Origin of the sequence: Psychromonas sp., assembly GCF_047632995.1 — a bacterium.
Classification (GTDB): Bacteria; Pseudomonadota; Gammaproteobacteria; order Enterobacterales; family Psychromonadaceae; genus Psychromonas.
Genome location: NZ_JBLIEK010000004.1, coordinates 1 through 24,705 on the forward strand (window position 1 = coordinate 1; position 24,705 = coordinate 24,705).

Here is a 24,705-nt window from a genome sequence, read left to right on the forward strand (position 1 = left end):
ATCAATTAATCGGGATCTGTTGATTAACGGCGATATTGGATGGACATTATATCCTCAACTTGGTTTTAGCAGCGGTGAAATTGAATTAAATAATCTCGATGGTTTTAACCGCAACCATTTAGCTAAGATAGAAAATGCTTCGATCGCCATAGAGGTGTTGCCACTATTTAAAGGTGAAATTAAGATTGGCGAGCTCACGCTAAATGGATTAGTTTTAAACTTGATAACCAATAAAGACGGCACCTCTAATCTTGATAATATGTTTCCTAAAAAAGCGCCGGTAGAGGCTGAAGTAACTAAGCAAGAAAAGGATATAAACGACGAACTTAAAAACCAAAAAAATGGTTTTTTTGCCATAAATAAAGCACAGCTAGCAGGCGTAAATATTACAAATTCGGTCATTGAAGTACAAGATTTAAGAGCGGGTTCAGCAAACAAGGTAAATATCAATCATATTCATCTTGGCAAATTTGCATTAGACAAAGAAACTGATCTGTCTGTTTCAACAGCGCTATCAGCAGCACAAATGTCTGCTCAGATTGAATTACAAGCAAAATTAATTGTTGCAGCCGATTTTTCATCAATACAGCTTAATAAACTCAACTTGCAAACAATATTAACAGGCACAGATATACCCAATGGTAAGATTGTAAGCTCAGTTCAAAGTAATGTTTTTTATAATCTAAATACGGCTAAAGCCGAACTTAATGCGCTACTTTTAGAAGTTGATAAAATCCAATTAAAAGGCGTTGTTTCTGTACAAACCGCAGCTAAAACCAAAGTTCGCTTTACCTTGCAGGGGAATGAATGGGATCTGAAGCCTTATCTCCCTGAAGATAAAAAGGCCGCTAAAAAAACAGAAACTAGTGCAAAAAGTAGTGAAGTTAAAGCGGTCAGCGAGCAAGATCCTGACTTAAGTTTTTTAAATAGCTTAGATATTCAAGGAACATTAGCCATTGCAGGTCTTAAAGCTTCAGGTTTAACCCTTGGAAAAATCGACACTGTGATTGAGGTAAGCAACGGCAAAGCACGAATCAAACCACTAACCGTACAATTATACCAAGGCTTATTAACCGTAAACGGTTGGGTTGATGATGCCAAAGGTTTAAATAAATACCAGCTTACAAGCACTCTAAAAAATGTACAAATCCGGCCATTACTTACCGATGCAGCCCAGATTGATTTGCTGAGCGGTACAACCGCACTTAACTTTTCAGCAGCAGGTAAAGGGTTGACGGCCAGTAAAATAAAATCGGGGTTAGTGGGCGAGGGTGATTTTGCGTTACTCGATGGTGAATTATACGGCGTTAATATTCCACAAGAGATCCGCGCATTAAAAGCAAAATTGACCGGTAAGCCAACACCGACCGAAGCCAATATTAAGAAAACAGATTTTGCTTCCTTAACAGGTAAATTCATTATAAAAAAAGGCGTGGTCGATAATAACAAATTATTGATGCTATCACCTGTTATGCGTCTCGACGGTGCGGGTCTCGCTGATATTTTGCATGAATCGTTAAATTACAAATTAAGTGTCACACCTTTATCGAAAAGCGATGCTGAAACAGAGCTGTACGACCTCAAAGGCGTAACAATACCGCTTCTGATTAACGGGTCTTTTAGCGATCCTAAATTTGCTTTAGACATGGATGGCGCGTTAAAAGAAGAGCTTAAAATGAAAACCAAGCAACTCCAAGAAAAAGCTAAGAGCGAATTAAAAAAACAGCAGGAAAAACTACAAGATAAATCGCAACAAGAGCTAAAACAAGAAGGTAAAGAGTTGGAAGGCAAAATGAAAAAAGAGCTTGGCAAACTTTTTGGCTGATACCATACCTATTGGCAGCTATATAAAAAGCCCTAATACATTTTTTATTAGGGCTTTACTGTGTAAAAACCTTTGGTGCCGTTAAAAAATAGCGCATATAACGCAGACTCACATAGATAACCATAGCGGTTGCAATCAGTAACTCCAGATAGGCTAATTGTTCGACAATAGAGCTAAGCTGCATATTACCCTCTTTCAATAGAAACTGACTTGTTTTAAACAGCGCTGTAGCGCCAACAACCAAGGGAAAAGTAAAGGCTGAATAAGCAGGCGTAAAAGGCAGCCGTAACAGTTTGCTAAATGAAAAATAGGCAAATAAAGTCATGGTAACTGCAAGTGGTACAAGTATTGCGATCATTAAATAACTTGGTTGCTCGGTGATCTCAAAGTACCCCGCCAATAATAAACTTGCAGGCGTCGCCAATATGACCAAAATTGGCTTTTCATGGTCACAAAGTTTTTCACCAAACAGTAACCGATATAAGACAACTGGCAGCAGCAATGCATAACAGATCAGACCAAATTTTAATATCAGATTAGCCAGCGGATGACTGATGCCGCCAGGGTACATAATCAGAGCGATAACCAGACCGATCGGTGGAATAAACCAACTTGGTAAAATATGTTCAAACCTAAAGTTCTTACTTCGGTAAAAGATAAAGATGACCAAAAAACACAGATGTATGATAATCGCCAGCAAACTGATGATTTTTCCAAGCTGCAATGAATAAATGGCTATATTATTAGCAACGACCATCATAGCCATTGCAAGAGTCGGGGCAACACCACCACCGACATGATCGGCTAAATCTTGTTTTAAAATAGCGGGATTAAATATAAATTTAAACAATAGAGGCAAGAGGATACAACTCGCCACTATCGCAGCAAACATCTGCCCGGAGCCATTCAACTCGGATCTGTTTTCCCAACACAAACCTAAACTGGCGATACCTAATGCAAGACCCGCCAACGCACTGGGAATATTAGATAAACATTTATTAATGGTGTTAAATTTACTGATAACGTTCACAACTTATTCGTATTATTAAAGTGAGCAGTATATAAAAACATTCGCGCTAAAAATAGTTTAAAGTATCTCAGTCACCGCTAAATGAAACTTACCTCTAACTTGCTGAACATTAAGAAGAGACATATTGTGAATATCACCTTAAAACAATTACAGGTTTTTATTTGTATAACCCAAGAGAAAACCCTCACCGCTGCCGCTAAAAAACTATTTATCACAAAACCAGCGGTGAGTATGGGGCTTGCAGAGCTTGAAAAACAGCTTGGCCAAAAACTGTTTGAGCGTAAAAACAACCGCCTGTTAATTAACGATTGGGGTAAGCAATTACTGCCACTCGCAGATGAACAGATTGAAAGGGGTAAAACAATAACACGCTTGTTTGAACAGCAAAGCAGTCTGTCCGGAAAACTCAGAATAGGCGCCAGTAATACAATTGGTAACCATGTTGTTCCATCACTGCTATCTGATTTCAGATCCACCACAAAGCATCTCAAACAATCCCTGCTAATTGACAACAGCACCACCATCTGCGAACAATTAAAAGAGTATGAACTTGATATAGGTTTAGTCGAAGCTTATGTTTTTGATGATCAATTACACTCAACCCGTTGGTTACAAGATGAAATGGTGGTGGTCTGCAATAGCGCCCATTCTCTCGCTAAAAAGAAAGAGTTAAATTTAAGTGATTTAGAAAATCAGCAGTGGATTTTACGAGAAATCGGCTCGGGGACGCGCGATTTTTTTATCAAACATATCGGCGAGAAGCTAACCCTTTACTCTATCTCTTTAGAACTAAAAACTACCGAGGCGATCATTAATTGCACCTCTGTTGGCTTAGGCATTACCTGTATCTCCAGATTGGCGGCGCGTCATGCACTCAATGATAAGCGTTTAGTTGAACTGCATCTTTCTGCCGAGCTTGAACTTGATATGTCACGTGATTATTGGCTGGTTTGCCATAAAGAAAAATATCAAAGTCCGCTATTAAAGCAGTTTATGCAGTTTTCTTCAGATTGGCAGTTACCGTTTTAAAAACATAAAAAAACACGTCTGCTCAATGAAAAACAGACGTGCTTTTTATCAATAACTTAACCCTCTAAAATTCCAGCTTAATAAGGTGCTGCAATAACAGAAAAAGCTATTTTATAAAGGGAGTATTAGTTGTTACATGTAAATTCTGCGCGCGATGACGGAGCAGATGATCAAGCAAAGTAATCGCCATTTGTGCCTCTGCAATGGGCACTGCACGGATACCGACACAGGGATCATGTCGCCCCTTGGTGATCATCTCTGTTGCTTCGCCATCAACGGTAATAGTCCGACCGGGAATAGTTAAACTTGACGTTGGTTTTAATGCGATATGCGCAATAATATCCTGCCCTGTTGAAATGCCGCCTAAAACCCCTCCCGCATGGTTTGATAAAAAACCATCCGGTGTCATCTCATCACGGTGTTCAGTGCCTTTTTGATTAGCAACAGCAAAACCATCACCAATCTCCACCCCTTTCACCGCATTAATACTCATTAATGAGTGCGCAAGCTCCGCATCTAAGCGATCAAATACAGGTTCACCTAAACCAACAGGCACACCAGAGGCGACAACCGATACTTTCGCACCAATTGAGTTGCCCTCTTTAATCAAATCACGCATATAGAGTTCAAGCTGCGCGAGTTTTGACGCATCAGGAAAGAAAAACGGATTGTTTTCCACTTCATCCCAATCAATTGAATCGGGAGTTATATTCCCTAACTGACTTAAATAGCCGCGAATTTCAATGCCGAATTGTTCTTTTAAATATTTTTTAGCAATCGCTCCCGCAGCCACACGCATCGCAGTTTCTCGTGCCGACGAGCGACCACCGCCACGATAATCACGATGCCCATATTTTTGATGATAAGTATAATCGGCATGACCGGGGCGAAACAGATCTTTAATCGCCGAGTAGTCTTTCGACCGCTGGTCCGTATTTTCTATCAGTAAACCAATACTACAACCAGTTGTTTTTCCTTCAAAAACACCTGATAAAATTTTAACTTGGTCGCCCTCTTGGCGCATCGTTGTATAACGAGACTGCCCTGGACGACGCCTGTCTAAATCGTGTTGCAGATCTGCTTCACAAATTTCTAAATTAGGTGGAATACCATCAACAATGCAGCCTAATGCCGCTCCATGACTTTCGCCAAAAGTGGTCACTCTAAAAAGTTGACCGATACTGCTTCCTGCCATAATTTTTCCCGCTTTAACTAATTAACGTTACCAACTAGGGACAGATCGACCTCCCCTATCATTGACTAAATTTCAATATTATCAAGTTGTGCTTTACTTAAAACAAATACGCCATGACCACCATTATCAAATTCTACCCATTCAAATGGAATCTCTGGATACGCTTGTTGCAAATGAATTTGTGAATTGCCCACTTCAACAAATAACAGGCCATTTTCATTGAGCATATCACCGGCCTGATTTAACATTTTCCGCACCAGATCTAAACCGTCAGAACCAGATGCTAACCCCAGCTCCGGTTCATGTTTAAATTCTTCCGGTAAGTTTGCCATATCCTCGGCATCAACATAAGGCGGATTTGAAACAATCAGATCGTATTTTTCATTTTCTACACCTGAAAAGAGATCCGATAACATTGGAGTAACTTGCTGCTCTAACCCGTGTCCTTGAATATTAATTTCCGCCACTTCCAATGCATCATCGGAAATATCAACAGCATCAACTTCAGCGTCAGGAAAAGCATAGGCGCAAGCAATCGCAATACAACCACTACCAGTACATAAATCTAAAATCCGTTGCGGTGATTCTTTTAGCCAAGGTGCAAAGCGTGATTCGATTAATTCAGCAAAGGGGGAGCGTGGCACTAAGGTGCGCTCGTCAATATAAAATTCTAAACCCGCAAACCATGCGGTATTGGTTAGATAAGCCACCGGAATGCGTAAATCAATACGTTTTTCAATCAGATCCGCTAACATTTCACGTTCACGGCGTGTTAAACGCGCACCGGCCATTTCACTACTGCTGTGCAAAGGTAAATGTAATGAGGGCATAACAAGGCGTATTGCATCATCTAAAGCGTTATCTGTGCCATGCCCATAAAATAAGCCAGCTCGGTTAAACTCAGTGGTTGCCCAACGTATCATATCTTGGATGGTTAGCAGTTCATTAACCGCTTCATCACTAAAAATCGTATCCAACTTATTCTCCAATTAAGGTAAACTACGGCTAACAAAATTAATCTTTGGAAAGACCATGACCGTTATAAATAAAAATGATGATTTTTCGCTATTTAGCGAAGAGTTTTCGGGTATCAAAAAGTTGCGACAGGATACCATAAAACTGCCCACTAAAAACATGAAGAAAAAACAGATCATCAAACAAATTATAGTGGAATCTTTTGAAACCAGTCATTTTTCAGATGAATTTGAACCGCATCTAGCTGAAGATGGACCGGTACGCTATCTACGCCAAGATGCACAAAAATATTTGCTGAAACAACTGCGTCGTGGTGATTTTTCCCCTGAAATAATTTTAGATCTGCATGGCCTGACTCAAGAGGAAGCGAAACGCGAATTAGGTGCGCTTATTGCCTGCTGTAAAAGGGAGGGGCTATATTGTTGTAGCGTGATGCACGGTGTCGGTAAGCATATCTTAAAAAAACAGGTGCCACTGTGGTTAGCACAACATCCTGACATTTTGGCTTTTCACCAGGCTCCATTGGAATTTGGCGGTTATGGCGCGCTGTTAGTGTTAGTTGAACTGGAAGATTGGCAACAAAAGCGCGAATATGAAAAGTAATTTGTTGTTAATATATTAAATTTCTATCTGTTAAGTCGGCCATTACTCAGTGATATAGATAACTGCAGCTCTCCAGCCTGAATATGCTTTCCCGCAAAATAAAAAAATCTGATCTCCTGCCTCTATCTGACTATATTTTAGGCAATAAAACAATCTAAAAATATTAGTTAAATAGATAGTGAAATAAAAAGACTTTTTTGTGAACCGCTCCTCAAAAAAACAAACCTAAATCATCTCTCAGGGTGTTGCGTTGCCCCCCTTACTGATCAACAATATATGAAAGCTCTTACAATCTCGAATTACAGGCTGCTACTCTGATACCAACACGGCAGGCTGTAACTCTGATACCAACACTGAGGTAGATAACGCGCCGATAGCAAAGATTGATGTGGTTTTTTGATGATATTTTGACTGCTTTAATTCTAATTCCTTTGTAGGTGTGTTAAATACCATTTCATTTCATATTTAAAACAGATGGGGATTCATTTATGGCGCAAAATAAAGACAGATATATCAGTAATCTAACTAAAGACACTTATGCATTAATTTTAGCCGGTGGTCGCGGCAGTCGATTGTTTGAACTGACTGATTGGCGGGCAAAACCCGCTGTCTATTTTGGAGGTAAATTTCGTATTATCGACTTTCCATTATCTAACTGCATGAACTCCGGCATTCATCGCGTGGGCATTGCCACCCAATACAAATCACACTCGTTAATTCGTCATATTAACCGCGGATGGGGAAGTTTTAAGGCTAATTTATCAGAGTTTGTCGAGATATTACCTGCATCGCAACGTAGTGGTAATGATTGGTATATGGGGACCGCTGATGCCGTATATCAAAACTTAGATATTATTCGCGCTGAGAAACCTAAATATGTGCTGATTTTATCAGGCGATCATGTCTACCGTATGGATTATGGGGTTCTGCTTGCGGAGCATGTAGAAAGCAATGCAGATATGACTGTCTGTTGTCTTGAAGTCCCAACGGAGGAAGCGGCCGGTAGCTTCGGTGTAATGACCGTCAATACCGAAAATAAAGTTATCGGATTTGATGAAAAACCAGCCCAGCCCAATGAAATCCCAGGTAAACCCGGCCAGTGTTTAGCCTCCATGGGAAATTATCTTTTTACCACTGAATTTTTATTTGAACAGTTAGAAAAAGATTGCAACAAAGAAGGCTCTAGTCGTGATTTTGGCAATGATATTATTCCCGCAATTATTAAGGACCACAATGTATTTGCCTTTGCTTTCAAAGATCCAGAAAGTACGCAGCAGCCTTATTGGCGCGATGTAGGTACATTAGATTCGTTTTGGGAAGCGAATATGGAACTGGTTGAACCTGAGCCACAACTTGATTTATATGATAAAGGTTGGCCTATTTGGACCTATCAGGAGCAGCTTCCGCCTGCTAAATTTATTTTTGATAATGAAGAACGTCGCGGTATGGCGGTTGACTCAACCGTTTCCGGTGGTTGTGTCATCTCCGGTTCAACAATTCGCAAGTCATTGTTATACTCGAGTGTCCATACCCATTCTCATAGCATAATCGAAGAATCAGTATTGATGCCGGGTAGTGATATTGGTGAATACTGTAAATTAAAGCGCGTTATTGTCGACAGTAAATGCGAGATACCCTCCGGCTTAACCATTGGTTATGATAAAGCGCAAGATATTGCAAATGGCTTCCGTGTTACTGATAAAGGAGTCACCCTGGTCACCAGTGATATGCTGAAAAAATTAGCTAAAAAACAGTCTGAACTGATAGCTAAAAAAATATAAGCTGTGCCCCATATATATCTGATAATAGCCATCTGTCGTAAGTGACAGACTTATTGGCCAGCGCAGATACAATAAAACCGCTCAAGTGTTATTGAGCGGTTTTTTTTTCTTCTCTAGCGCCATTCATGAACAATCATTTGATCGCCCAAACGCCTATTAAGTAAAGCTAATTACAATGCAGTTGTTAATATCTGGCGGCTCACAGGTAAGGTGACTTGTTGTTTTTCACCAAGCGCAACCATACCGTGCAACTCTAGTTTTTCAAGCAGCACGTCAACATCGGATTCTCCCAACTTAACATCCGATAAGCGGATTGGCATGCCCATACTTTGGAAAAAATTCTCAGTGAGTTGAATTGCTTGCACTATCTGTTGCTCTTCATTACCTTCGCTGATATGCCATACTCTTTGTGCATACTGCAGCAGTTTTTCATGCTTATCTTGTTGGCGCACTTTCATTACTGCGGGTAAAACAATAGAAAGGGTACGCGCATGATCAATGCCGTAAGTGCCGGTTAGTTCATGACCAATCATATGGGTAGACCAATCTTGTGGTACGCCTGCACCGATTAAACCGTTAAGCGCCATTGTTGCTGACCACATAATATTGCCACGAACCTCAAGATCATCTTTACTCTCAGCCAGTAACGCTTTTGGCCCCTCCTCTATTAATGTTTGTAATAACCCTTCCGCAAAGCGATCTTGAACTTTAGCGTTAACACTGTAGGTCAGGTATTGCTCCATAGTATGGATAAATGCATCCACCACACCGTTACTAATTTGACGTTCCGAAAGTGACAAAGTAACAGCCGGATCTAACACAGCAAATTGGGGACGTACAGCAGAACTCATAAAGGGTAATTTATTACCGTCACGGGTAACTACAGCGCCAATATTTGTTTCACTGCCCGTTGCGGGCAAGGTTAAAACCACGCCAATGGGTAATGCCGACTCAACCTTTTGCTGCTTAGCAACTATATCCCACGGATCGTCCCCTGCATACAGAGCCGCTGCTGCAATAAATTTACTACCGTCAACCACAGAGCCGCCGCCGACCGCTAATAGATAATCAATATCATGCTCTTTGATAAGCGCCTGCGCTTTCATTAATGTATCGTACAGAGGGTTTGGCTCGATACCGGAAAACTCAAACCAAGTGTGATCTTTTAATGCGCTGATAACTTGATCGTAAACACCATTGTTTTTTATTGAACCACCACCGTAAACAACTAATACTTTTGCATCACGCGGGATCTCATTAGTGATTGCACTAATCTGTCCTTCGCCAAAATGAATACGCGTCTGATTTTCAAAACTAAAATTTAACATGTTTTTTCCTATTTATTATAAATGCAATTATGCAGTTAGGTGATTAAGCAGTTTCTGTGCAACTAGCTCAGAACTCGCAGGGTTTTGCCCGGAAATGATAAGACCATCCTGTACAGCAAAAGCATTCCAATCAGCCACTTTTTGGTATTCGGCGCCACGCTTAACTAATTCATCTTCCAATAAAAACGGCACAATATCGGTTAACTGTACGGCATCTTCTTCGCTATTACTAAAGCCGGCAATCGCTTTGCCCTTAACAATAAACTCGCCTGATGGATCTTTTACATTTAACAAAGCAGCCGTTGCATGACACACAGTCGCCACCGCTTTATGCGCATTTAAAAATGCATTAATTAAATTAATGGATTCACTATTATCAGTTAAGTCCCATAATGGCCCATGCCCTCCCGCGTAAAAAACCGCATCGTAATCATCTTGATCAATAGCCGCAAGAGGCAGTGTATGCGCCAGTTGTAGATGCGCTTCTATATCTTCGTCAAAACGTCTCGTCGCTTCAGTTTGAAAGTCATCTAATTCGCTTTTAGGATCAATTGGAGGCTGCCCACCGATTGGAGAAGCTAAGGTCACTTGTACACCCGCATCTTTAAAAAGATAATAGGGATTGGCAAACTCTTCTACCCAAAAACCCGTTTTTTCACCACTGTGTCCCAGTTCTTCGTGCGAGGTTAAAATCATTAATATTTTCTTACTGCTCATATCATTATCCTTGTTTAAAGAGAGCTATTAACTCGTGTGATTAATTAAAGATTGAGTATATGCACAGATTTACGATCGGACAATGCAGACATCACTGATATCATTGGTAGAATAATTGATACAATATTTTTAAGGAAACAGATTTTTATGGACATCTCATTTGAACAACTCAAAAGCATGGTGGTTTTTGCGCAAGTAGTCGAACAAGGTAGTTTAACTGCGGCGGCCAAGCATATTGGCTTATCGCGTGCGGTGGTCAGTTACCATATAAAAAAACTTGAATCTCATTTAGCCATAAAGTTACTCAATCGCTCCACTCGCTCAATCGCCCTTACCGAAGCGGGCACTCAATATTACCAGCGCTGCCGAATTATCGCTGAGCAGGCTTCTGCCGCTAACCAGCAGATTGAAAACTTAAAAAGTGAACCTGTCGGATTATTAAAAATAACCTGTCCAGTAAACGTTGGCCTGCAAACACTGGTGCCTGCGCTCAATGAATTCCGTAACCTCTATCCTAAAATAGAACTCGATCTCATGCTCACAGATGAAGTGGTTAATATTATGAAAGAGGGAATAGATCTCGCCATTCGCGGCGCACCATTGCCCGATTCCGGTTTGCAGGCACGCAAACTTTCGACCCTGCCCACCTGCCTATGCGGCTCACCCGCATATTTTAAAAGGCGTGGCTATCCCACAAGCCCCGCTGAGCTATCGGAGCATGATTGGGTGATCTACAAACTCACGTCAGGCGCATTAGAGCTTAAAAAAGGCAGTCGCTCATTCAGCGTTAAAGTGAACGGCACTATCAGTACCAACAATGCAGCGGCTCGCACCGCGTTTATTGAAGGCGGTCATGGACTCGGTCGTATTCCAACCTATGACGCTTGGCCTAAAATAAAAGCGGGTACACTCGAGCCGGTGCTGGGGGACTATAAACTCAATGATATTAATGTTTATGCCGTATTTCCACCGGGCACAGCTGAATCAAAAAAACTGCGTTTATTAATAGATCATCTGCAGGAATTTTTCAAAAAACGCAATATACCGATAGCGTAGAAAACAATAAAACGCTTGCACTTTACTGGGATCTTATCTTTTTTAGCGTCATCAAAATCAGAAGAGAGAGAGTTGATCTGAAATAAGTTGCTCAAAATCTTTACCCAATAATGGCAGAATAGCTTCAGCGATGGGCTTTAGCTGTTTGTCGATGTAATGCTGATAATCGATCGGCGACTCAAGATATTCCAATGCTTCTGGCCCATTTAAAGTGATCAGATAACCGATTCGTCCCTTTGATTGATAGCATAGCGGACGCCCCAATCGCGCATTGTTGAGATCGGCTAAACGGGCTGCGCGCACTTGTGGCGGTATGTTTTTCAGGTACGCGGCTAAGGGACGGCGCAGGCGTTTATAATAGGTAAGCTTTTGATCCAGCAGCCCGGCATTAAGTTGATTGACGGTATCTATAATTAAGTGGTCGATCGGCTCCCCCGCAAATACCTTTGTGTATAAGTGCTGCTGAAATGTTTGCGCCAATTCAGTCCAGTCTGAGCGTACTGTCTCCAGCCCTTTAAACAAAAGCTGTTCACCCGCCTCTGTCTGTTTCAATCCGACATAACGCTTTTTCGATCCCGTTTCCGAGCCGCGCAGCGTAGGCATAAAAAATTTCCTAAAACAGGTTTCAAACTCAATTTCTAAAAAACAATCGAGTTGTAACTCATTTTTAAGCAGCTCTGACCAATAATCATTAATCTGTTTTGCCAGCTTTTTACCGCACGCTTGCGCATCCGTCTCACTTTCACAGTGTTGCAACCAGATAAAAGTGGAGTCAGTATCACCATAAATTACCTTTTCCCCAAATTGCTCGATAAGGACACGCGTCTCCTTCATAATCTGATGACCGCGCAAGGTAATAGAGCTTGCCAAACGCGTATCGTGAAAACGGCATCCCTTAGATCCCAATACGCCATACATACTGTTCATAATAATTTTAATGGCATGTTGAAATGGCTGATTGTTGTCTTTTTTAGCCTGCTCTCTGGCAGCGCTCAATTTATCAAGAATACCGGGAAGATGGTGTTTACTGCGGCTAAATCTGGCGCCTCTAAAACCGCCGATAGAATCTGACTCTGCTTCCCCTAACCCTTCAATTAAGCCCATCGGATCTATCTTAAAAGTACGGATAATTGACGGGTAAAGCGATTTGAAATCAAGTAGCAATACCCAAGAATAGAGCCCTGGGCGAGAGTCCATCACAAAACCACCCGGTGAATCCTGCGCCTCAACATCACCGATATTGGGTGCGATATAACCACTGCGGTGCAGTAATGGCAGATAAAGGTTAGTAAACGCTGCCACTGATGCACCACGCCTGTCCAGTGCTAAACCAGTTAAACGAGCACGTTGCGTGCTGTATTGTGCTAATTGTGCTTTGTCGAAAATCCGCTCAACCAGCAGGCAGTCTTGAAGGTTATAACGAGCCAGTGAGAGCGGATCCTGAGCGTATTGCCGCTCTATTTCCAGTCCTTTATTGTGCGCAGTGCTGATAAGTTTTCCCTGCCTCAACAGAGACTGACTGACAAACTCCAAACTGAAACTCTCAAACTGCCAACTGGCATTTTTAAGCTGCTCAATACCATCCAAGACCACGCGCCCATTTAGGATAACAGTGCCTTGTTGTGGCTCATTATGGTGTGCTATCCAGCGCAGAGCAGAGCCATCACGGCCGATTCGCAGCTCCATATTGTGCGCTTCAGCGCGTTTAGCCAGCAATTGCAGATCAAAATCCCCCACCGCCCAACCGATAATAGCATCGGGATCGTGCTCTCTGAACCAGGCTTGCAGTACTCTCAATAGACTGGGTTCGTCTTTAACCCAGTGAATATTAATATCCTCTGCGTGCTGCGCAGTGCCAATCATCAACACGATTGAATATGGCTCGATTTTTGTCGCCGTTAATTTTTCACCGGCGTTACCATAACTCAACCCAATCGAATAGAGCTCACCCTGAGGGCTGCATTCTATATCAAGAGAAACTACTTTTAGTGTCGGGGACAGATATCCAGCACTTAGTTTAGGTGCTTGGCTTAGCCAATAACGGCCCGTCCACCGTATATCACCACTGACTTTTACACAGCCATAAATAAAACGTTCCATTAGATAACGATCGCTTATCTTTATATCGGCTTCAAAATAGGGGATGTCAGCACTGTCTAGTGCGCTCTGCAGCGCACTAAAATTCTGTTTGGTTAAACTGTAGATAGCCGCAACGGGCTGCTGCTTAAATGTTTTTAAGGAAAGCGGCCGAATCTCCTGCGCAGTTAACTGTCGCGAAGAGCAAACTGCTTGTATTTGCTGGAGATCTTCTTGTCGCACAAGAAACACATAACGCTGATGCGGAATAACCAATTTGCAGGGACCCGAGTCAGTAGCCAGCCACAATATCAGATCGACACCTTTTGGTGTTTCCAACTGTTGCCGTGAAAGAATTAAACCTTCAAGAAAATTGACCTGCTTTTCTGACATAAGGAGAGATTACCGCAATAAGTGAATGCTGAGATACAGCATAATGGTTTATGCTATTTAGCGCACTAGCGGACTGTGCATGTTATAACTAAACAGTGAGATCAGCAGCCATATTAAGTCCTGCTTAATAATACCGCTTCGCAATTAGTATGGAATGAGCACACTTGACATAACTGCGCTAAGAGCACTATATTGCCTAGATTGGATTCACCATAGGGATATAACGTGACCTACGATTGCGTGGCCAAACTTACATTTGTCTAAAACGTTGCACAAGTGACGAGGATTAAAATAGAAAAGTTAACCAGATTGATACAATATATAAGGGAAACAAAAAAGCCCGTTAGGAAACGTTATCGTTAACTAAAGGGCTTTTGGTCTTATTGTATTGTTTAAGTAATTTACTTAAACAGCAAAAACGGGTTCAATATATTGAATTGGCGACTCACTAACCGGCTCTTCAAATGTAACCATTTCCCAAGCATCTTGATCAGCTAACAACGCGCATAAAAGTTGATTGTTCAACGAATGCCCCGTTTTAAATGCTTTTAAGTGACCTAAAATTGTATATCCGGAAAGGTATAAATCACCAATCGCATCCAATACTTTATGTTTTACGAATTCATCTTCATAACGTAACCCTTCAGGATTTAAAACGCGAAATTCATCTAAACCAATGGCATTATCTAAACTTGCACCTAATGCTAAATTATTTGCCTGTAGCTGTTCGACACCTTTCATAAAACCGAAGGTTCTCGCACGGCTAATCTCTTTAACAAATAACTCACCTGAGAAATCCATTTCGATATGCTGATTTTGACCTTCAAAAACGGGATGATCGAAATCAATCTTGAAATCTAAACTAAACCCTGATTTTGACGGTTGTAATTCTGCCCATTTGCCATCTGTTGCATCTTCTACACGCACTGTCTTTTTAACACGAATAAACTTTTTAGGGGCATTAAGTTCTTCGATACCGGCAGATTGTAATAGAAAAATAAACGGGCTTGCACTGCCATCCATAATTGGGATTTCAGGGGCATCAACATCAATAATAATATTATCAATGCCTAAGCCGGCAAGCGCAGCTGAAAGATGCTCAACGGTCGATATTTTCTGCCCTTGTTCATTAACCAAACAAGTACACAAAAGGGTTTCCTGTACCGCTTGGGCATGCGCTTTAAAGCTAACAACAGGATCTAAATCGATACGACGATAAACAATACCTGTGTTAGCAGGCGCAGGATGTAACTCAATCGTGACTTTATTTCCTGAATGCAAGCCAATACCAATTGATCTTACACTGTTTTTTAATGTTCTTTGTTTAATCATCGTCCCCCCCTACCACTCACATTGAGTTTTACAAAGTATACCTGTTTGTGACCTTTATCACAAACTCAACTTTTACAAACAATAATTAATCAGCCTGTTTACGCAAAAATGCAGGGATATCTAAATAACTTCCCTCTGTTTTTGGCGTCGCTTTGATATTATCTTGTACTTCCTGCTCACTGAAATCTGCGAGTACTTCCTCTTTAACCGGTTCCGCTCTACTTGTTTCAACCGTCACAGCGGGATTTTTTACAGCGCTTAAATCTGATTTCCGTTCACCAAGCCCCGTAACAATAACGGTAACATGTAATTCACCCGTATCAATTTTAGGATCAACAGTAACACCAATAATGATTTGCGAATCAGCCGAAGCGAACTCTTTTAGTGCATCACCCACTGTTTCATATTCATCCCATGTAAAGTCCATTCCAGCAACAATATGCACTAGCACACCACGTGCATTAGAAAGATCTACATCTTCAAGTAGTGGGCAAGAGATGGCCTGTTCAACAGCTTCATCGGCACGCTCTTCACCTGACGCAATACCAATGCCCATAACGGCTGTGGTACCCGCTTCTGTCATTACTGTTCTGACGTCTGCAAAGTCAATATTAATGGTACTTTCTTCATTATTAATAATGGCAGAGAAACCAGAAACCGCATCAAATAAAACATTGTTCGCGGCTTCTAATGCGCCTAGGAATGAAACACCTCTAGGCAATGATTTCTGCAATTTATCATTAGGAATAATTAGCAATGAATCAATATGTTCAGATAAACGTTCAATACCTTGATTTGCATAATTGATGCGTTTTTTTCCTTCAAAAAATGAAGGTTTAGAAACAACACCAATTGTCAGAGCGCCCAGTTCATTGGCTATTTCAGCCACAACAGGCGATGCACCGGTTCCAGTTCCGCCGCCCATGCCTGCCGCAATAAAGACAACATCTGCTCCCATCAGTACTTCACGGATCTTATCTTTATCTTCTAACGCTGATTTATAACCAATTTCAGGGTTTGCACCAGCGCCTAGGCCATTAGTGATCGTTGCACCGAGCTGCAGCCGAATATCTGCTCTTGATGAACGCAATGCTTGTGCATCAGTGTTCATAGCAATAAATTCAGCGCCCGTTAAGCCTTTCGCAATCATATAGTTAATGGCATTACCACCACCGCCACCCACGCCAACGACTTTAATAACAGCTTGCTCTGTATGGTCTTCATCAACTATTTCAAACATTTGCTCTTTTTCCACTTTATTTAAATCTTCAGACATTGTATGTCTCCACCTTCATGAGGTATTTCATACCAACTAATATTCTTTTTTTATCCAGCTTTTTAACTTGTGAAAAAAAGCAGATAACCGATTTTCTTGCACTATTTCTTGGTTTTCGGTGAACTCATCATTCTTATAACGTAATAGACCTAATGCCGTTGAATACGCAGGCGTATTCACATCAGAAGCTAAACCGCGCATATTTTGTGGTTTGCCGATGCGAACCTGCATATTATCGAAAACTTTCTCAGCAACTTCAACCAACCCATCGATTTGAGCTGCACCACCTGTTATAACGATGCCCGCCGCAAGTTGCTGCTTTAATCCTTCAGTTGCAAATGCATCATCAAGCTTATACAGCTCTTTTTTAATCATCCCCAGTAATTCACTGTAACGGGGCTCAATCACATCAACTAACATTTTTCTTTGTATCGTGCGCGCAGCTCTGCCTCCCACACTGGGTAATTCTATCATCTCATCAAGGTTGATATTATCGCATTTTAAACAACCATATTTAACTTTGACTTCTTCGGCTGATGTGGGCGGCGCACTAAAGGCGATTGCAATATCATTAGTAACAGAATTTCCCGCATAATCTAACACTGAACTATGACGTAAAGCACCTGCAATATAAACCGCAATATCCATAGTGCCGCTGCCCATATCAACAACACAAACACCGAGTTCTTTCTCATCGTCACTTAGAATTGCACAGCTTGAGGCGACTCCTGAAAAGGTTAATTGGTCAATCGCTAAACCGCATCGTTCAACTGCTTTTTCTAAATTTTTAACTAAATCGTTATGACAGGTGATCAAATGCACATCGGCTTTTAATTTGACACCAGATAACCCCACCGGATTATTAATTCTCCCTTGCGAGTCAATTGAATACTGTTGCGGTATCACATGCAGTAAACGCTGATCATCACGGATTTTAATTGAGCGCGCATTATGCAGCACACTCTCAACATCATAAGCGGTTACTTCTCTATCTTCTATAGCCCAAGTGCCCGATTCATTTAACGATTCAATATGGGAGCCTGAAATAGATAAATTAACTGACGAAACCTTGCAGTCGGCCATATCTTCAGCGCGCCCTAACGCGATGATAATTGACTGTACAACAGAATCCAAATCGGTGACAGAGCCTTTATCAACACCTTTTGTGGCCGCTTCGCCAATACCAACAATATTGATTATGCCATTATCCAATTGATCTCCAATTAAGAGTACAATTTTACTGCTGCCAATATCTAGTCCAACTTTGTAACTACTTTCCATACTCAAGATTCACCGTTTATCTTTAGAAAATAACATCTAAATAGTGCCATTTTTAATTAGCTTCGATTTTTTTCCAACCTATTGCAAATCCAGTGTCATAACGAAGATCTACATAATCGATTGTTTTAACGTCATATTTGTTTTGTATCAACGGAAATACACTTAAAAAACGCTGAATACGATCCAACTTCTGTTCCTGACCTAAGCGTAATGCGATGCCGTTTTTTAGCACGACATCACTGGAATGGCGCTTATCGCTTCTTAATGAAGCAATTTTAAAGTTATTAACTTTTAACAACTGATTAATTTTCATATACGTTGTTAAAATCTCATTCGCAAATTCATCTTCACCATAAAGTGCAACATACTTATTTAAAACAGTCGCCGGTGATGCTGTAATTATTTCCCCGAAACGATTTAACAACGCTCGGTCATTCCATACTGCAACGATTGATTGCTCTACAATATGAATTTTTAACGTATCCGGCCAACGCTTACGAATAGAGGCCGAATAAACCCACGGCATGCTCTCAAGTTGCAACTGAATTTGCCCTATCTCTAAGGTGAAAAAATTTAATCTATCTTTCTGATCATTTAATACTGAACGCACGCTATCTTCTGAGACATGCTCTGTTTTGCCAGTTAAAATTAAAGAGGTTAACGGTAAGGACTGCTCATCTGTTAACCAAGTTTTCAATTTAAAATAACTGTTTTGTAATAGATAAATTAAAGTGATAAAAAAAAGTAAGCTAATCCATTTGCCGATTTTTACCTGTTTTAAATTATTCCACATAGTATTACAGTGTTTGCTTTAATATTTCTAATACAAGTTGGTCAAAATCATAACCAGCTTGCTTAGCAGCTTTAGGTACCAAGCTTGTTTCTGTCATACCCGGCACAGTATTAACTTCAAGCAAAAACCAACTGCCTTGCTCATCTAACATAAAATCAACACGTCCCCAGCCACTGCAGCCAATCGCATTAAAGGCCTTTATCGCTAACTGATTTAACTCAGACAACTTTTCAGGAGCAAGCCCGCAAGGGCAAAAATACTGGGTCTCCGTTGAATGATACTTTGCCTGATAATCATAAAATTGATTTTCAGTGTGCATACGAATAGCCGGAAGCGCTTGACCATTTAAGATAGAGACAGTGTACTCTTTACCCGTTATCCACGATTCAAGTAATACTTTATTATCAAATTTAAATGCGTCATGCAATGCATCAGCCAGTTCAGCGGGGTTGCTTACTTTGGCCATACCGATACTCGAACCTTCATTAACAGGTTTGACCATTACACAACCCGATAAAGAGGTTAGTATATCTTCTGATTGCGCGGGATCAAAGTCATCTTTGATTACGATTTGATAATTAGCAGTAGGTAATTGATAACTTTGCCAAATTTGCTTAGTTTTAGATTTATCCATAGCAATAGCTGAGCTTAAAATATCGCTACCTGTGAACGGGATTTGCAGTGTAGTTAAAAAACCTTGAATACTACCGTCCTCTCCGCCTCGCCCATGCAGTACGATAAAAGCACGATCGAATCCCATTTTTTGTAGCTGGGTAATATCATCATGCTTGGGATCCAAAGCTACAGCGTCGATCCCCTGACGTAATAACGCATTTAAAACAGCGGTTCCTGAGCGCAGTGAAACCTCACGCTCCGCACTATTTCCACCCAATAAAACAGCAACCCTACCAAAGTCTAACGTCATTAACCTGCTCTCACTTGTTTCATTTTTTCTATATCTAATTTTAATTCTGCTAATGTTTTCACCACGGCGCCAATATTACCGGCTCCCTGTGTTAAAACCAGATCACCACCGTCTATTACCTGCGCAAGCATTGCCGGTAATGCTTCCGGCGTTGCTACAAAAATAGGCTCTTTATCACTGCGTTGACGGATAGTCCTACATAAAGATCGGCTGTCAGCACCAGCAATGGGAGTTTCGCCTGCAGGATACACCTCAAGCAGCAACAATTGATCAACTTGAGCTAAAACCTGTGCAAAATCTTCATATAGATCACGCGTACGTGTATAACGGTGCGGTTGATACGCCATCACTAAACGTCTATCAGGCCAGCCTTCTCGCGCGGCATTAATGGTTGCCTGCACTTCTGTCGGGTGGTGACCATAATCATCCACTAATAGCGCGGTGCCACGACCCGTTTCAAATTCGCCATACTGCTCAAAACGGCGACCGATACCTTCAAATTTATTAAGCGCTTCTATAATTGCCTGATCCGCAATATCATCTTCCATCGCCACCGCAATCGCTGCAGCTGCATTTAACGCATTATGTTTACCGGGTAAATTCAAGTTTATTTTAAGATCCGGTTTATTAACCCGATGCACTAAAAATTCACTACGATTAACCGTTTGTTTAAATGCTGAGATTCGTACATCCGCTTGTTCATGAAATCCATAAGTCACACATTGACGAGAAAATTTAGGAATTAATGATTCAACAACCGCATCATCTAAACAGACTACCGCCGTACCGTAAAAAGGAAGATTTTGAATAAACTGCACAAACGTATCTTTTAATATTTCAAAATCACCTTGGTAGGTATCCATATGGTCAGCTTCAATATTGGTAACAACTGACACCATAGGTTGTAGATGTAAAAATGAAGCATCACTTTCATCGGCTTCTGCAATCAGATAACGACTTTGCCCTAATTTAGCATTAGTCCCTGCACTGTTTAACAAACCACCAATAACAAATGTAGGATCAAGATCTGCCTGACCATAAATACTGGCAATCAAACTGGTGGTCGTCGTTTTCCCATGTGTCCCCGAGACGGCAACACCATGGCGGTAACGCATTAGTTCCGCTAACATTTCCGCACGGCGAACAATAGGGATGCGTGCTTGTCGTGCAGCCAATAACTCAGGGTTCTCAGGATTAATCGCTGTTGAGACAACAACCACGGATGCCCCATAAATATTCTCTTGCTGATGGCCGATAAATATTTCAACGCCAATTGAACGAAGGCGTTTTACAACCTGATTTTCAGCAATATCAGATCCCGTTATTTTATACCCTTCATAGGCAAGTACTTCAGCGATACCGCCCATACCGGCGCCACCAATGCCTACAAAATGAATCTGTTTAACGCGGCGCATCTCTGGGATCATGGTACGTATTTGTGCGAGTTTTATTTTTCTCATATAAGCCACTAATTCTTTTTATTGATTGATTAAACAAGTTGATTACAGATAGCGGCGACCCGCTCTGTTGCATCTGTAATTGCTACTTTTCTACTGTTTTTAGACATATCTTCAAGCAATTCTCTATTTTGGCTGAATCTGCGCAAATAATCACTTAATTTATGCTCATTTAATTGCTTTTGCGGTATCAGCACAGCAGCTTCTATTTTAATTAACTGCTCGGCGTTTTTTGTTTGGTGATCATCAACTGCATGTGGCAAAGGTACAAAAATAGCGGGCAAACCAACGGCTGCAATCTCTGATACGGTAAGCGCACCTGCTCGGCAAATTACCAGATCAGCCCAGCTGTATGCATCTCTCATATCGCTGATAAATTCTTGTACATCTACTTCGAGATTCGCTTGTTGATAGGCCTGCTGTAAAGCTTGCAAATGGCCCTTACCACTTTGATGTCTGACTTTAATTTGCGATTTATCAAAATGGCTTAGCACCTTAGGTAGCAGCTCGTTTAAAACCTGCGCGCCTGAACTTCCACCAATAACTAATAGATTAAGCGGTGCATTTTCAGGCGAGATAATTTTTTCAACCAGCGTAAGGAGTTGCTCACGTACCGGATTACCGACCAAAACAGCCTTTTCACTTTGAAATGAGCCTGCAAAGCCCATTAGCACCTTTTTCGCAAAGAAAGATAAGATTCTATTGGTTAATCCTGCGGCGGCATTTTGTTCGTGTAAAATAACTGGAATCCTCAGGGTCCATGCTGCAATCCCCCCCGGGCCGCTAGCAAAACCGCCCATCCCCAGCACCAAATCCACGTTACGTTTTTTGAGTACCGCGCGCGCCTGTATAATTGATTTAACCACCCTAAAAGGGGCCACCAATAAGCGCTTCAATCCATTACCACGCACACCTGCAATATCGATAAAATCAATATCGTAACCGTGCTCAGGCACAAGTTGGGCTTCCATACGATCGGCCGTACCCAACCAACTAATTTTCCACCCCTGTGCTTTTAATTTATCAGCAACAGCCAGCCCCGGGAAAACATGCCCGCCAGTACCACCTGCCATCACTAATAATGTTTTATATTTCTTCATTGAGCTCTTCTTTAACAAGGTTTGCCTTGTTCTTTTTAGGTTTAGTCCGTCGCACTTGAGCCGACCCTTGCCGCGTTTCAAAATCAATACGCAACAATAAAGCGACGGCCAGTGCGATGGTTATTAAACTAGAGCCACCATAACTTACTAAAGGCAGGGTTAACCCTTTAGTTGGCGCTATGCCGGACGCTGCACCGATATTAACTGCGGTTTGGAATGCAAACCAGATGGCGATGCCAATGGCGACATAACCGGAAAAAACCAAGGATTGCTGCAGTGCTTTTTTACCTATTGAAAATGCTTTATATACTAAAATAAACTCTAACACAATGACCACAGTGACACCGATAAATCCGAGTTCTTCAGCCAGAATTGCCATAATAAAATCGGTATGCGCTTCCGGTAAATATTCTAATTTCTGTACTGAATTTCCCAATCCTTGACCAAACCAACCACCTCGGCCAAACGCCATGAGTGATTGTGTTAATTGATAACTGCGACCAAAAGGATCGGCCCAGGGATCTAAAAAACCAAAAACACGCGCCATACGGTAAGGCGACATGACAATAAGGATAACAAGCACCGCGAGTAAGGAGACAGCAATACCGATAAAGGAGATCAATTTTGCATCAGCAATAAACAACATCCCCATCATCACCACTACAATCACCACTGTTGAACCTAGATCAGGCTGTAATAGCAGCAGCAGCGCAAAAACCGATAAAATGATCAGCGGTTTGATAAACCCTTTTATGGTATCGATAACCTCTTCTTGCCGACGCACCAGATAACTGGCTAAAAATAACACGATGGCCAATTTGGCAAACTCAGAGGGCTGCATATTAAATGGCCCTAATCGCAACCAACGATGTGAGCCATTAACTTCTGTACCGACCATTAACACGGCAATTAAAGAGAGAAAAGCGATAATTAATAAAAAGTTTTGCTTATCATACCAACTCTGCATTGGCACATTGACCACTCCGGCAATCAGCCCCATACAGATAACAATATATAAGACATGGCGTTTTATAAAACGAAAGGGATCTGAAGATAACGCAATCCCTTCTGGAATTGAAGCTGAAGCAACAATCACCAGACCGATAGCCATCAAACTCAAAACGACCACTAATAACTGCCGATCATAAGCTTGCTGGTCACACTCGGCGCTGCAAAAACGACTTAATAGCTTCATGGCGTTAGTTCCATTTTTAATGAATTGACCAGTGTTTTAAAATGATCGCCTCGTGCCATAAAGTTAGGGTACATATCTAAACTGGCACATGCCGGGGACAAGATAACTAAATCACCCGCTTTACTGCCGCTGTTGATTAATTTAACCGCTGCATCTAAATTTTCAACCCGTTGCGCGCGCTTGTTACAGCGGGCAATCTTTTCTGCGTCTTTACCAAAACAGACGATTGAACCTTTAACTTCAGCGAGTACCTGTGTTAATTCACTAAAATCTGCACCTTTCCCCTCGCCCCCTAAAATAACGTGCAGATTGCCAGAAATTGTTTCGGACAAACCGCATAAAGCGGCTTGTGTTGCGCCGACATTGGTTGCTTTGGAATCATTTATCCAACGTACCCCATTAACATCGGCAACAAACTCACAACGATGTGCTAAGCCGCTATATTTTTGCAATGTGTGCAGCATTGCGGCGTTATCCAAATTAACGGTTTCACCCAGCGCAAAGGCTGCTAAGGCATTCATCCAGTTATGTTTACCGCTTAGTTTTAGTAATTCAACCGCTAACAAGGGAGTGCCCTCTTTGGCTAAAAATATTTTATTATCAGCATCTGTTATTAACCCATATAAACGATTATCAAAACCGAAACTAATCTGAGGCTGCTTTTCTATATTCGGGTAAGTCAATAAATCATCGCGATTAAACAACGCCTTTTTACTTTGCTGATAAATAAGCTGTTTAGTCTGCGCGTAATCTTGGTAAGAAGCATATCTGTCGAGGTGATCTTCGCTTACATTTAAAATGGTGGCGATATCTGCATCTAATGAGTGTGTGGTTTCAAGCTGAAAACTGGATAATTCAAGTATATACAACTCAATTTCAGGCGCGAGCAGATCCAGTGCAGGAATGCCGATATTACCGCCAACAGCAACCTTCACATTTGCCTCGATTGCCATTTCACCGAGCAGACTCGTTACCGTACTTTTGCCATTGGAGCCGGTGATAGTCACTAATTTTGCGTGGCGGTAGGCGGCTGTTTTTAGCTTTCGAGCAAACAGCTCTATATCACCAATAATTTCACAACCGGCTTGCGCGGCAGACTGCAAAGCGGGTGTGGCGAGTGCAATCCCCGGACTTGCAATAATCAATGCAAAACCGCTTAATAGTGCGCCACTAAGCGGGCCTTTGAAAAGCTTAACCTGTGCATTTAATTTATCCGCCCCGGGCGGATTTTCACGCGTATCAAACACGCTAACTTGGTAACCTTCCTGTTGCAGAAAGTTAACACAAGATAATCCTGTGATACCCAGTCCCAAAACGGCGACTTTTTTCTCTGGCATT

At 41.5% G+C, this 24,705-nt stretch carries 20 protein-coding genes; 5 read left to right on the forward strand and 15 right to left on the reverse strand.

Annotated elements, in window-relative coordinates:
* Positions 1-1,825: AsmA family protein (locus ACJAT7_RS01490; protein WP_415225021.1), on the forward strand; the 1,825-nt coding region annotated here is incomplete at its 5' end.
* A gap of 55 nt (positions 1,826-1,880) precedes the next feature.
* Here the strand turns inward: ACJAT7_RS01490 and ACJAT7_RS01495 are convergent.
* Entirely contained in the window at positions 1,881-2,855 is a 975-nt protein-coding gene (locus ACJAT7_RS01495) for a TDT family transporter (protein ID WP_415225022.1), read from the reverse strand.
* A gap of 126 nt (positions 2,856-2,981) precedes the next feature.
* On the opposite strand from ACJAT7_RS01495, the gene ACJAT7_RS01500 reads away from it, so the two are divergent.
* The gene (locus ACJAT7_RS01500) at positions 2,982-3,884 is read left to right on the forward strand and encodes a LysR family transcriptional regulator (protein ID WP_415225023.1); all 903 of its coding nucleotides are present in this window, start codon (positions 2,982-2,984) and stop codon (positions 3,882-3,884) included.
* Between the two features lie 106 nt (positions 3,885-3,990).
* On the opposite strand, the gene aroC is transcribed toward ACJAT7_RS01500, so the two are convergent.
* Positions 3,991-5,079, reverse strand: a complete 1,089-nt coding sequence (gene aroC / locus ACJAT7_RS01505) for a chorismate synthase (protein ID WP_415225024.1) — start codon at positions 5,077-5,079, stop codon at positions 3,991-3,993.
* Positions 5,080-5,144: 65 nt separating this feature from the next.
* Entirely contained in the window at positions 5,145-6,056 is a 912-nt protein-coding gene (prmB, locus tag ACJAT7_RS01510; RefSeq protein ID WP_415225025.1) for a 50S ribosomal protein L3 N(5)-glutamine methyltransferase, read from the reverse strand.
* Between the two features lie 55 nt (positions 6,057-6,111).
* Here prmB and smrB point away from each other — a divergent pair, with 55 nt between their 5' ends.
* Positions 6,112-6,657 carry an endonuclease SmrB gene (smrB, locus tag ACJAT7_RS01515; protein ID WP_415225026.1) on the forward strand — a complete coding sequence of 182 codons (546 nt, stop codon included), beginning with the start codon at positions 6,112-6,114 and terminating at the stop codon, positions 6,655-6,657.
* A 488-nt stretch (positions 6,658-7,145) separates the two neighbouring features.
* Complete coding sequence (gene glgC / locus ACJAT7_RS01520) at positions 7,146-8,438, forward strand: glucose-1-phosphate adenylyltransferase (protein ID WP_415225027.1); 1,293 nt, start codon at positions 7,146-7,148, stop codon at positions 8,436-8,438.
* Positions 8,439-8,608: 170 nt separating this feature from the next.
* Here glgC and ACJAT7_RS01525 read toward each other — a convergent pair whose 3' ends face one another.
* On the reverse strand, positions 8,609-9,766 hold the full coding sequence (locus tag ACJAT7_RS01525) for an iron-containing alcohol dehydrogenase (protein WP_415225028.1): 1,158 nt from the start codon (positions 9,764-9,766) through the stop codon (positions 8,609-8,611).
* 27 nt (positions 9,767-9,793) lie between these two features.
* On the reverse strand, positions 9,794-10,483 hold the full coding sequence (locus tag ACJAT7_RS01530; protein WP_415225029.1) for a type 1 glutamine amidotransferase domain-containing protein: 690 nt from the start codon (positions 10,481-10,483) through the stop codon (positions 9,794-9,796).
* A gap of 147 nt (positions 10,484-10,630) precedes the next feature.
* Here ACJAT7_RS01530 and ACJAT7_RS01535 point away from each other — a divergent pair, with 147 nt between their 5' ends.
* Positions 10,631-11,539 (forward strand): LysR family transcriptional regulator, encoded by a 909-nt coding sequence (locus tag ACJAT7_RS01535; protein WP_415225030.1) that lies wholly within the window; start codon positions 10,631-10,633, stop codon positions 11,537-11,539.
* Positions 11,540-11,596: 57 nt separating this feature from the next.
* On the opposite strand, the gene ACJAT7_RS01540 is transcribed toward ACJAT7_RS01535, so the two are convergent.
* The 10 genes from ACJAT7_RS01540 to murD all read right to left on the reverse strand — a co-directional run bounded on the left by ACJAT7_RS01540 (position 11,597) and on the right by murD (position 24,704).
* Positions 11,597-14,008 carry a DNA polymerase II gene (locus tag ACJAT7_RS01540; RefSeq protein WP_415225031.1) on the reverse strand — a complete coding sequence of 804 codons (2,412 nt, stop codon included), beginning with the start codon at positions 14,006-14,008 and terminating at the stop codon, positions 11,597-11,599.
* Positions 14,009-14,413: 405 nt separating this feature from the next.
* Positions 14,414-15,340, reverse strand: a complete 927-nt coding sequence (lpxC, locus tag ACJAT7_RS01545) for a UDP-3-O-acyl-N-acetylglucosamine deacetylase (RefSeq protein WP_415225032.1) — start codon at positions 15,338-15,340, stop codon at positions 14,414-14,416.
* Between the two features lie 85 nt (positions 15,341-15,425).
* Positions 15,426-16,616: a cell division protein FtsZ gene (ftsZ, locus tag ACJAT7_RS01550; protein ID WP_415225033.1), complete on the reverse strand. Its 1,191-nt coding sequence runs from the start codon at positions 16,614-16,616 to the stop codon at positions 15,426-15,428.
* Between the two features lie 36 nt (positions 16,617-16,652).
* Positions 16,653-17,897, reverse strand: coding sequence for a cell division protein FtsA (gene ftsA / locus ACJAT7_RS01555; protein WP_415225034.1), 1,245 nt, complete (start codon positions 17,895-17,897; stop codon positions 16,653-16,655).
* 52 nt (positions 17,898-17,949) lie between these two features.
* A complete protein-coding gene (locus tag ACJAT7_RS01560; RefSeq protein ID WP_415225035.1) occupies positions 17,950-18,690 on the reverse strand; it encodes a cell division protein FtsQ/DivIB in 741 nt (246 codons plus the stop codon).
* A gap of 4 nt (positions 18,691-18,694) precedes the next feature.
* Entirely contained in the window at positions 18,695-19,615 is a 921-nt protein-coding gene (locus ACJAT7_RS01565; protein ID WP_415225036.1) for a D-alanine--D-alanine ligase, read from the reverse strand.
* The gene (gene murC, locus ACJAT7_RS01570) at positions 19,615-21,075 is read right to left on the reverse strand and encodes a UDP-N-acetylmuramate--L-alanine ligase (RefSeq protein WP_415225037.1); all 1,461 of its coding nucleotides are present in this window, start codon (positions 21,073-21,075) and stop codon (positions 19,615-19,617) included. Before murC ends, ACJAT7_RS01565 begins: the two co-directional genes overlap by 1 nt.
* Positions 21,076-21,104: 29 nt before the next feature.
* Complete coding sequence (murG, locus tag ACJAT7_RS01575; protein ID WP_415225038.1) at positions 21,105-22,172, reverse strand: undecaprenyldiphospho-muramoylpentapeptide beta-N-acetylglucosaminyltransferase; 1,068 nt, start codon at positions 22,170-22,172, stop codon at positions 21,105-21,107.
* A complete protein-coding gene (gene ftsW / locus ACJAT7_RS01580; protein ID WP_415225039.1) occupies positions 22,159-23,367 on the reverse strand; it encodes a putative lipid II flippase FtsW in 1,209 nt (402 codons plus the stop codon). The genes murG and ftsW overlap by 14 nt, the downstream gene beginning before the upstream one ends.
* Positions 23,364-24,704 carry a UDP-N-acetylmuramoyl-L-alanine--D-glutamate ligase gene (murD, locus tag ACJAT7_RS01585; protein ID WP_415225040.1) on the reverse strand — a complete coding sequence of 447 codons (1,341 nt, stop codon included), beginning with the start codon at positions 24,702-24,704 and terminating at the stop codon, positions 23,364-23,366. The genes ftsW and murD overlap by 4 nt, the downstream gene beginning before the upstream one ends.
* Position 24,705 lies beyond the last annotated feature (1 nt).